The sequence below is a fragment of the Bradyrhizobium sp. CSA112 genome (assembly GCF_029051645.1).
In the GTDB taxonomy this organism is placed as follows: domain Bacteria; phylum Pseudomonadota; class Alphaproteobacteria; order Rhizobiales; family Xanthobacteraceae; genus Bradyrhizobium.
This window is the reverse complement of sequence record NZ_JAACFS010000014.1, coordinates 152393-162338: the sequence shown is the minus strand read 5'-3', so window position 1 is coordinate 162338 and position 9946 is coordinate 152393. Positions and strand designations below refer to the sequence as shown.

Below are 9946 nucleotides of genomic sequence, written 5' to 3'. Positions count from 1 at the left end.
CGTCCAATGTCACCCGAAAGAGGGCGGTCGCATTTTCACTACATCGACGACCCCGCCAACCACTCAATGCAGTTTTGACCAAAGCATGGCGGCACGATGGTGCCGCGTGGCAACGTTCGGAACTCGGTGCCTCGGGCAGCACCATTGACCTAATAGCGGAGGTACAGGAAGAGACGAAAGAGTGCACGGCGCCACCCGAAAACACGAACAGGTCCGATCCCGCTGTATACGATGAGATTATCAGCAATCATTTTCTCTGGTAATGCAAGGGATCAGCTTTCGCTGCCGCTCTAATGACAGCTTTGGGTCAACAGGCGACATTCGAAAAAGATGGGCACCCGCAACTGAGGCAGGCCTTACTGCTCTAGTTCAAAGCGTTCTATGAAGCGGTCGGCTTGCCAAAGCTCAATGGCGTGGCCATCAAGGGCGACCTTTCGAGCCGCCGCGCCTCTTTCTCGTCAGAGCAGCGGATATCGACCCGATTGATAATGTGGCCGTCCGGCCCGATAACATGGGCCCGGTATTCTTCCATCAAACGCTCTATCGTTGATCCGCCTGAACCTGCAGCCCTAACGTTAAATGGGCCTGATGACCCGGTGTCCCAGAGAAGCCCGCTGGCCAGTCATCCGGTCCGGAGGCCTCAAGAAGGAAGCGCGGGAGCCGGACCACCGCACAGGCGGCGCGTGTAACCGCCCGCTGGACGGCTGGGTTTTGGCTATTAGTATATGTGCGGGAAAACGAGGGGAAGCCAATGGTGTTCAAGAGATTTCGACGGGCCGTTGAACCTAGTCCCAGCTAATGGAGGCGAATTGAAGAAACGCCTATTCCGTTGAGCCTCGGTCGGATTTGGCTCGTTGATAAAGATGGCAGTATCACGCGCGCGATGGCATTTACTTGGCCGATCCTCAAACGCCGCGAGCCGCGCAAATATCGGTTTTGGATGTCTCGCGAGCCTCACGCACGAGAACCTGCGGCTGAGGCTATTGCGGCTCTCAGAGCGCTTAGAGCCAAATAGGCCGGAGCCCGCATCCTATTGGCTAAAACGAGTGCGTGATAAGGGAAGGGCAAGTCTGGAGCTGGATTCGCGTGCGCCACATCTTCGATCGTCACGATAAAGTCAAATAGCTTATTAAGTCCGGATGTCTGAGTTGGAAGTCCCGCGTGTTGAGGGCCACGTCTGGCTTGCCGCAATGAGCGGACATGTCAGCTCGACCCGTTACTTCGACAAGTGCCAGGTTCCGGACTTGTGCAACGTTGCAGGCGCTTCGAATGACGGCGACCGCCCCCTAAGATTCCAAACTGCAATGGAGTGCCATGGCGTGCCCTTTGCGGTCGTTCGTAGGGGCTGCTTAGTGCAGATGTCTCAGCTTATCGGGGTTCCCAACTACGTAGATTGCGGCGATTTTCCCGTCCTCGAATTCGAGCGCAGTCGTCAAGAGTTCACCATCGGCCTCGAGCGAGACGAACCCGGGCAATCCGTTGATGAAACCGGTACGAACAAGTTTCGAATTATTGTTCCGGACGAGAGTCGCCAGAAATTCATGAACCGGGTCGCGACCAGCAACGGCCGCTTCACGCCCGCCGCCTTGACCGCCTGAACAGCATCGAAACCGAGGATCGGCTCTATGGCCGCGGGACGTTTGCCGCCGCCGTCGGAATAATAGCTGACATCGGCCGCCAACATCGCACCAAGCCTCTTCATATCTCCGCTGCGTGAGGCGGCAAAAAATGCCTCGGCAAATTCGAGTCCGCGCTGTTTTTCTACCAAGAACCGTGGCCTGGCCTCGCGGACATTGGCGCGCGCGCCTTGCTAGTTGGCGACAGGTTGCGGAGTCGCGCTGGATTGTCTCTGCGACTTCCGCGAATCCCAACCCGAAGACGTCGTGCAGTAAGAAGGCCGCCCGTTCAAGCGGCGACAACCTTTCGAGCGCAAGCATCAGCGGCAATGTGACGTCTACTTGTTCCTCTTCCACAACAGGATCTGGAAGCCAGGGACCAACGTAAGTCTCTCGCTGCCGCCGCACCATCTTCAGTCTATCGAGACACAGGCGCGTGACCGTTCGGCGCAAGAACGCGGCCGGCTCGCGCACCTCGTTGCGGTCAGTGCTCATCCAGCGGAGGAAGCCATCCTGGACCATGTCCTCGGCGTCAGCCACCGACCCCAGCATCCGGTACGCGACGCGGACAAGCATCGGACGCAGCGGCTCGAATACGGCCGCTGCATCCTCGGATGCTGGTTGGGGGGAGGTCAAGCGACGACGGCCTTAGATTTCACAGACGCCGGTTCAGTCCAACCGCCGAAGCCAACGGCAACGCGGTTCCACCCGTTGATGACATTGATCGTCAGCGTCAGGGCGACCTGCTCTTCCTCGTTGAACTCCGATTTCAGCGCCTCATAAGCGCTTTCAAGCCCGGGTCCTTCGGAGAGCCGCGTGAGAGCTTCGGTCCAGCCGAGCGCAGCGCGCTCACGATCGCTGTAACACGGCGCCTCTCGCCACACGGGAAGCAGGTAGACACGCTGCTCCGTTTCACCATGGTCGCGAGCGAACGTCGAATGCATGTTAGTGCAGACCGCGCAGCCGTTGACCTGGGAAGCCCGCGTTTTCACGAGTTCGACGAGCTTCGGATCAAGGCTCTTGGAAATGGCAATGGCAGCGTCGAACCAGAGCTTCATCAGCGCGGGAGCTGCGACGGCCGGATTGAGTCGGGGAGCTGTCATGAGGGACTTCCTTTCTGGTGGAGACAGCGTCATGACGATCCAGAATCCCCCAATGTGACCTACACGCCAGATTTTTGATGCACACGTCTCTGATCTCGAAAGCTCAGGCCGAGGGGTCACCGATCTCTTGATTGAGCTCGCCCGTGAGCCTCCGCCGAGAGGCCTCTGAACAGGCCGTTCAAACCGGCCGGCTCGCAGAAAAAGTCGCGCCAAATACTTCAATGGTTTGAGAGACTTCCAAAATCGAGTCGCTCTCAAAACGAAAAAGAGGGTGATCGAGTCGTTCTTAAAGTCAAAATCGAGTCGTTTTCAAAATGGCGGACTCAGGAGATTCAAGCACTTAGCCGAATCGTTCTTTCGTGGTCCCCACATGCGGACAACGAAAGAACGACTCGCTTTCACTTTAAGAACGACTCGATCTGCACCTCTAAGAACGACTCGATTTCTCCACCCCATTGAATCCGCGATGAAATTCGCTCCAGATTCGGTGCATCTGGATTTGTGCTGCGAAAAAATTCGAGGGGTATTTTTCCCATGCTGTCGACGTCCTAGGCTGAATTTCAGACCTCAATAATCGTCGCCGAAAACGGAAGCGATCTTGAGCGCCAAGTCGTTGGCAACGATTCCGTCCGCCGAAGGACCACGAAATCCAGGTCGGTCGACAGGCGGCCTGCCTGCCCGAAGATCATCTTCCGCAGCATCGTTCCGCCCTTGAAGACCAGATGGCCAATCAAGCCCGCCTCGCTCATCCGCTGAGTGAGCCCGCTCCTGCCGCCCCATCATCGCCGACTCTCCTGGCGCCTCTGAAGCAGGAATCACTGTTCGCTCGGCTTCTCAAGCCCCCTTTTTCGACAGCATCGACCCAACACCGATCTTCAGCGATCTCCGGATCATTCTAAACCGTGTTGAAGTGGCGGAGCGCTGTCATCGAGAAGCATCTCGCTGAGGGGGCTGCTCGCTCGGTGGGCATCGACCACGCTGAGCACGTCCATTCCTGGATACTTGCGTTGCCAGGCGCGCGCTGCATCGGGCGTGGCAAAGAAGCGGCCGGGGTTGCAGAAGGCGGTGCGGACGGAGCTCACCTGTTCCGGCGTGACAATCGAGACGACGGCAGTGGGCGGGTCGAGCGCGCTGACGCCGGATGTCGGATCGACCGTGAGCTTGATGGGAATGCCGGTGGCCGCGCAGGGAGATTCGATACGCGCCGGACGGCCAATCACGGCCGGGAAGAACAGGGTGTCCAGCGCACACCACGTATACAAGTGCGCGCCGTCGACGCTGAAGCTGTGCGGAGTGGGACGCAGGGTCAGGCCCCAGCCAACGATGCGGCCTTGCCGATCGTATTCGGTGTCGTTCCAGCCAGCTACCCCGCGTTGCACGACATCGGAGGGGTGTCCTGCGGCAGCCGCAAGTTCGGCGATGATGACAGGCTCACCATGGGAGAGGAGCCGCAGCAGTGCTCCGCCTTGAGTTCCGTTTCGCTGGTCGTCACCCGGCGTCTCCCCAGTTGTTCGCTGCCGGAGCGGTTTCGGTTACAGGGCGCCCGCCCCTTGGTAAAAAATCATACCGCCTCACGCCGACGTGGCATCTGGATGACGGATGCGCGAGATCCCCTCCGGCGACTCAATGCCCGAGCCATCGCTATCGTATCCTGTACGTCGTGCATCATGATGCCGTAGCGCCGATCGGTCGGCGTGATTTCGAGTTTTGGAACTGCGCTTCTGTCGGCGTCGTCATCTGATGCGCAAATTCAACTGCCCACTTCCTCACAGCCGGAGGCGAGGCGGCGCTGTTCGTTCGGGCCGAAGACGCAGAACGCTTCCTCGGCGACCTTCCTTCCCTCAATCCAGAACTCGAACACCCACTTGCCCGGGACAAACTCTTCATCCTCGATGAACTGGAAGTCGCGGTAGACGACTACGCCCGTGGTGATTTCAAGCCTATGACTGCTTTGCAGACGGTGCTCGCCGGTTGCGCGATCCAGTATTCCCGGCGATGGGTACCGTGTGACCAACTCGACGGGCACACTATGCCGCCCGCCGCTGCCCGCAATCAAGTATCGCAGACCGAACCGTAGGTTGCGGCGCAGCGGAATGTTCGAGGTCGCTTTCACCAGCCTTGGGTTCTGCACGCGCCAGATGCCGCTGACTGGTGCGTGCGAGACGACTTGTGCATCGAAAATTCCTTTCTGCAAGATCTGATGCTTGTAGCTTTTATGAGGCTGAGCAAACGCTGTGCCGCCTGCGACCAGCGCAGCGAGCAACGGGATCGACATTCTTCGAAAACCCATGACCAGCCAGCAGCAATATTTGGTACCCGTCGCCTTCTTGGAAGGTAACATCCGGACGAAGAACGCGGCCGCTCTCTGGTCAAGCCAACGTATTCGCTTTCGCCGGATGGTAGACGTCATGCTCGTCCGTCGAGGCAGACGAGAAAAGTCGTCAGAGCATCCAGCGGGAAAATTTCGCACCATCAGTTACCGTGGTTCGAGTTCGTCGATATTGCGGGGCCCCCGCGAAGCGGCAGGCCCGATTGCGGTCCTCTTTCAACGCCGTCGCGCGGTTCAGTACCGTTCTCGCTGTCCGATGCCCCACGTCCCATTTCGTATTGTGAGCCTTCAGCTGCCGCGATCTGGCGAGCGCTGCCATCTCCGTCGCGCACCGCCAGTTGGCTCCAGCGAAGAGGATCTCGGCACCGGCGGACTCGGCCGTTTGTCCAGTTTCTTCGACCAGGATCGATAATAGGCAACGGCCGTCATCAGTCCAATTCCGGCAATACTGACAAGGATTTGCGTGAAAAGTGTCTCGGAGACCACATCGAGCAGGAAGTGGCCGACGAACGAAAGCAACAAGCCGACGCAGAATACTTCAAGCGAGCGCTGGCCACAGACAACCAACGGCCGAAGCCAGCGCGATTGCAGACCGGGCCAATCGATGGGCAGAAACCGGATGACGAAGGCCGCGATGACCATAAAATGCACGACCCGGTAAGGCGCGAGGTTCGTCTTGTCGTTCGGATTGAACACGCGCACAAGCCATTCAGGAAAGAGCTGCCCGAGCGCCTCAAAATGACCCGCCAGTGTCATCAACAGCGCGAAAATCAGGTATGCAGTTCCGATGACGACGACCGCCGGTGACCGGATGATCGTCCGCATCCTCGTGGCGCCACCGAGTGCGCTCCAGGCGCCTAACATGAAGAGAAATTGCCATGTAAAAGGATTGAAATACCAGACGCCCGACGGATAGGCGGGAAGATTCCACTCGAACTGTCGGGCTGCGAAGTAAAGTACGAGCGACCCAGCGATCGTAACGTCAGGTCGTCGGAGCATCAGCCACAATGCCGGCGGACAGGCCGCCAACACCACGATGTAGAGCGGAAGAATATCGAAGTTGAAGGGTTTGTATTTCAGCAGTAATCCCTGCGTTAGCGTGTGGACCGGATCATCGGTAAGCCCCGCCACGTTAAATTCACCCAGAAGATGCGGCTCGTTGTAAGTTTGTGCGGCCCAGTTGATCACCGCCAGGTTGATGACGAGCAATACCACGTGAGCAACGTATAATTGCCAGGCTCGCTCCAACAAGCGGGTCGTTCCGGCAGTGAACCCTTGCGTCACCATGCTTTTGGCATAGACGATGGCCGCCGCGTAGCCCGCAATGAACACAAAGAGCTCCGCGGCATCGCTAAAGCCGTAACTTCTCGTGGTGATCCACATCACGGCGTTGTTCGGGATGTGGTTGATAAAGATTGCCCAGTTCGCAACACCACGAAAAAGGTCGAGGCGTAAATCACGTCCTTCGGCAGGAAGAATTGCACGAATAGTCATGAGATTGCTGACAAGCTTTCTAGTAATTTTCTTGGAGGTCTGGAAGGAATGCTTATGCCAAGCGCGGCGATCGATCTCATCATCGGTGCTTCCAGGTCGCCGACAGCAATCGTTCCTCCCATAAGGCGCTCGACGTAGCGGAGACGTTGTACCCGACCCACGCGTGCTTCTTGATCCGGTCTAGCCTCTCGATGCCATCGAGCCGGATGAACCGGCACCGGAAAGGATCAAACACGAAAACACTGAGAGATAGTTCGGTGGCCAGGTGGCGCGTGATGCCATGCGTGCGGTCGGACCCGTGCTCTTCACAGATGACCACACAGTCCCGCTGCATCAGCCCTTTGGCACCACTCAACGCTTCGATTTCGACGCCTTCCACGTCGAGCTTGATTACGACCGGCATCGTTGCGTCAATGAGCCCCTCGGCGGCAAGGCTATCCAAAGACACGATGGGCACGGCGTCAGGCTCGTTCTGTGTCAGGGCCAGCGTTTCCATGGCTTCGTGTCTTGCGCCCGTGATGCGCGCGAATCCACCCGACTTGCCTCCGATGGCGGCATTGAGCCAGCGGAAACGCTCGCCATTCAAGAGAGCATTGGTCCCCAGCCGTTTAGCATTTTCCGAGGACGCTTCGATTGCTAGGGTCTGCTGTCGGCCGCACGGCCTGCTTGAAGCGAGGACGGACCAGTACCCGAAATTTGCTCCGCAATCGATGAACGAGTATCTGTGGTCTGCTGCATTCCTCAAGAAGGCCTCGATCTCTTCTTCATAGTCGTATCGCGGGTTGAGCATTCTGCTCCAATATCCGTCGCAGAAGGGAAACGCGAAGGCGGCATCCTCGTTCAATTTGATGGTAATGTCGCGCTCCGCGACGGCGGTCGCAACTAGCTTGCAACCCAGCCTGTAGCCGCGATGTCCGTACGGCCGCGTGAGGACGGACCCCGCCTGCAAAGCCAGCACTGCGATGCGGTCGATCACGCTGGATCCAGTCAGCATCCCGCTTCCACGATCGAAAGTGAGCACTCGTTGGGCCGCAACTCCGTCAGCCTGGCGCAACGACGTCTCCATCCGTTTTCCTCTGCCCCATTTGCTTCGCGATCGGCGCCACCAGCACGTCAAGTGAGGCGGCGCCGATCGTTTTCCGCTTACTTGCCCTTCTGAATCTTGGTGACGGTGATGCCCGCTGGGGCTCTTTCCGCGTCGAACTTCACCCTGTCGCCGACTTTCACCTGCTTGAGCATCGCAGGATCCTGCACCCGAAATACCATCGTCATTTCCTCTTCCATATCGAGGCTCTTGATGGGACCGTGTTTCAGCGTGATTTTTCCCGCAGCTTCGTCGATCTTCTTGACCTCGCCGTTGGCCATCGCCGCTTGCGCGAATGCGCTGGCGCTCGACAAAATGAGCGACAGCGCGAGGGCAGCGGCTGCGACTTTACTAGCATTCATGTTCAACTCCCTTCCTTCGATTGATCCTGACTCACGTCACTTGACTGTAACCGTGCCGACCATCCCGGCTTCGCGATGTCCGGGGATCAGGCACGAATATTCGAACTCGCCGGCCTTGGTGAATTTCCAGACCATCTCGTCCGTCTTCTTCGGGGCAAGCCGCTTGCCGTTCGGGTCGTCATGCTCCATGTCGGGATTCTTCTTCATCGCCTCGCCGTGCTTGAGATTTTCCGCCGTCGTCGCGAGGATGAATTCGTGGTCCAGTTCGCCATTGTTACGGAGCATGAACTTCACCTGTTCGCCCTTCTTCACCTGGATTTTCTCCGGCATAAAGATCATCTTGCCGTCCGTCTCGCTCATCGTTACCTGCACGATCCTGGCCGGCTTCTTTGGATCGCCCGGCACGCCGGCGGAAAACGCCTCGTCATGGCTGTGACTGTGTCCTGCAGGGCCCGCTCCGGCCCAGGCCGAGGCGGAGAGAAGCAATGTTGCGACGAGCGCGATGCCGGTTCGATTGAGAGTCTTCATAGTCGGTTCCTTGCTGTTGGGTTTGGATTGATGGTTTCGTTAGTGTGACATGCCCTTCATGCCTTTCATTCCCTTCACCGCCTTCATCTCGGTCGGCTTTGCCGACTCCTTCTTGTTCTCCCGCGGTGCTTCCGTCTTCGGTGTATCGACCTCCCAGGCGACCGTGCCCTTCGGAAACTTGTACGGACCCGGATCCTTGTAATCGTCACGCGCAAGCCCTTCGCGGATCTTCATGACCGTAAACATGCCGCCCATTTCGATCGGGCCGAACTGCCCGGTCCCGGTCATCATCGGCAGCGTGTTGTCGGGGGCCGGCATTTCCATGTCGCCCATCGCCATGCCGCGCTCTCCCATGACCATGGTATCGGGCGCCAACTTGCCGACCGCTTTGGCCAATTCCTTTCTCGATACGCCGATAAGGTTTCTCACGTCGTGACCCATCGCGTTCATGGTGTGATGCGACTTGTGGCAGTGAAACGCCCAGTCACCGGGATTGTCCGCGAGAACGTCGAAGGCACGAATGGAGCCGACGGGAACGTCGATCGTGGTTTCCGGCCATTGCGCGGTTTCGGGGACCCATCCGCCGTCGGTGCAGCTCACGGCGAAATTATGCCCGTGCAGATGAATCGGATGATTGGTCATGGTGAGATTGCCGATGCGGACACGCACGCGGTCGCCAAGCCGAACCGACAGCGGATCGATGCCAGGAAACACGCGGCTGTTCCAGGTCCACATGTTGAAATCGGTCATCTCGTTGACCTTCGGCAGATAGGTGCCGGGGTCGATCAGGTACGAACTCATGATGAAGACGAAATCGCGGTCGACCGGACGGAATTTGGGATCGCGTGGATGCACCACGATCATTCCCATCATGCCCATCGCCATCTGGACCATTTCGTCCGAATGCGGGTGGTACATGAACGTCCCGCTATGCTTCATCTCGAACTCATAGACAAACGTCTTGCCCGGCTGAATATGCGGCTGCGTGACTCCACCGACGCCGTCCATGCCGCTTGGCAGGAGCACCCCGTGCCAATGCACGGTCGTATGTTCGGGCAGCTTGTTGGTGACGAAGATGCGGAGCTTGTCACCCTCGACCGCCTCAATGGTCGGACCCGGCGACTGGCCGTTGTAGCCCCACAGATGGACCTTCATGCCTTCCGCAAATTCGCGCACCACCGGTTCTGCAACGAGATGGAATTCCTTCCAGTCGCCGTTCACGCGCCACGGCAGCGTCCAGCCGTTGAGCGTTACGGCGGGCCGGTACTCCGGCCCGCTCGAGGGGTAGAGCGGCGGCTGCATCGTCGCCTTCTCCATCATCGGCGCTTCCGGGATATTTGCCGCCTGCACGCGGCCGCTGATCGCCGTTGCGCTTGCGAGTGCCGTTGCCGTGCCAAGGAAACTTCGTCGGGATAACATGGCTTTCTCCA

At 58.4% G+C, this 9946-nt stretch carries 9 protein-coding genes and 1 pseudogene; all 10 read right to left on the bottom strand.

Features of this window, described 5'->3' with window-relative positions; translation table 11 throughout:
* Nucleotides 1-1349: 1349 nt before the first annotated feature.
* Nucleotides 1350-2192: pseudogene (locus tag GWE18_RS23145) on the bottom strand (sigma-70 family RNA polymerase sigma factor).
* Between the two features lie 56 nt (nt 2193-2248).
* The gene (locus GWE18_RS23140) at nt 2249-2719 is read right to left on the bottom strand and encodes a carboxymuconolactone decarboxylase family protein (protein WP_275188009.1); all 471 of its coding nucleotides are present in this window, start codon (nt 2717-2719) and stop codon (nt 2249-2251) included.
* A 560-nt stretch (nt 2720-3279) separates the two neighbouring features.
* Complete coding sequence (locus GWE18_RS23135) at nt 3280-3468, bottom strand: nucleotidyl transferase AbiEii/AbiGii toxin family protein (RefSeq protein WP_275188008.1); 189 nt, start codon at nt 3466-3468, stop codon at nt 3280-3282.
* Between the two features lie 141 nt (nt 3469-3609).
* Nucleotides 3610-4173 (bottom strand): organomercurial lyase MerB, encoded by a 564-nt coding sequence (gene merB, locus GWE18_RS23130; protein WP_275188016.1) that lies wholly within the window; start codon nt 4171-4173, stop codon nt 3610-3612.
* A 296-nt stretch (nt 4174-4469) separates the two neighbouring features.
* The gene (locus tag GWE18_RS23125; RefSeq protein WP_275188007.1) at nt 4470-5129 is read right to left on the bottom strand and encodes a DUF3859 domain-containing protein; all 660 of its coding nucleotides are present in this window, start codon (nt 5127-5129) and stop codon (nt 4470-4472) included.
* 207 nt (nt 5130-5336) lie between these two features.
* Nucleotides 5337-6542: an OpgC domain-containing protein gene (locus GWE18_RS23120; RefSeq protein WP_275188006.1), complete on the bottom strand. Its 1206-nt coding sequence runs from the start codon at nt 6540-6542 to the stop codon at nt 5337-5339.
* 79 nt (nt 6543-6621) lie between these two features.
* Nucleotides 6622-7608, bottom strand: coding sequence for an FkbM family methyltransferase (locus GWE18_RS23115; protein ID WP_275188005.1), 987 nt, complete (start codon nt 7606-7608; stop codon nt 6622-6624).
* 77 nt (nt 7609-7685) lie between these two features.
* Nucleotides 7686-7988 carry a copper-binding protein gene (locus tag GWE18_RS23110; protein ID WP_275188004.1) on the bottom strand — a complete coding sequence of 101 codons (303 nt, stop codon included), beginning with the start codon at nt 7986-7988 and terminating at the stop codon, nt 7686-7688.
* 36 nt (nt 7989-8024) lie between these two features.
* Nucleotides 8025-8516 carry a cupredoxin family protein gene (locus tag GWE18_RS23105; RefSeq protein ID WP_275188003.1) on the bottom strand — a complete coding sequence of 164 codons (492 nt, stop codon included), beginning with the start codon at nt 8514-8516 and terminating at the stop codon, nt 8025-8027.
* Nucleotides 8517-8555: 39 nt separating this feature from the next.
* Entirely contained in the window at nt 8556-9935 is a 1380-nt protein-coding gene (locus GWE18_RS23100; protein WP_275188002.1) for a copper oxidase, read from the bottom strand.
* Nucleotides 9936-9946: the final 11 nt, after the last annotated feature.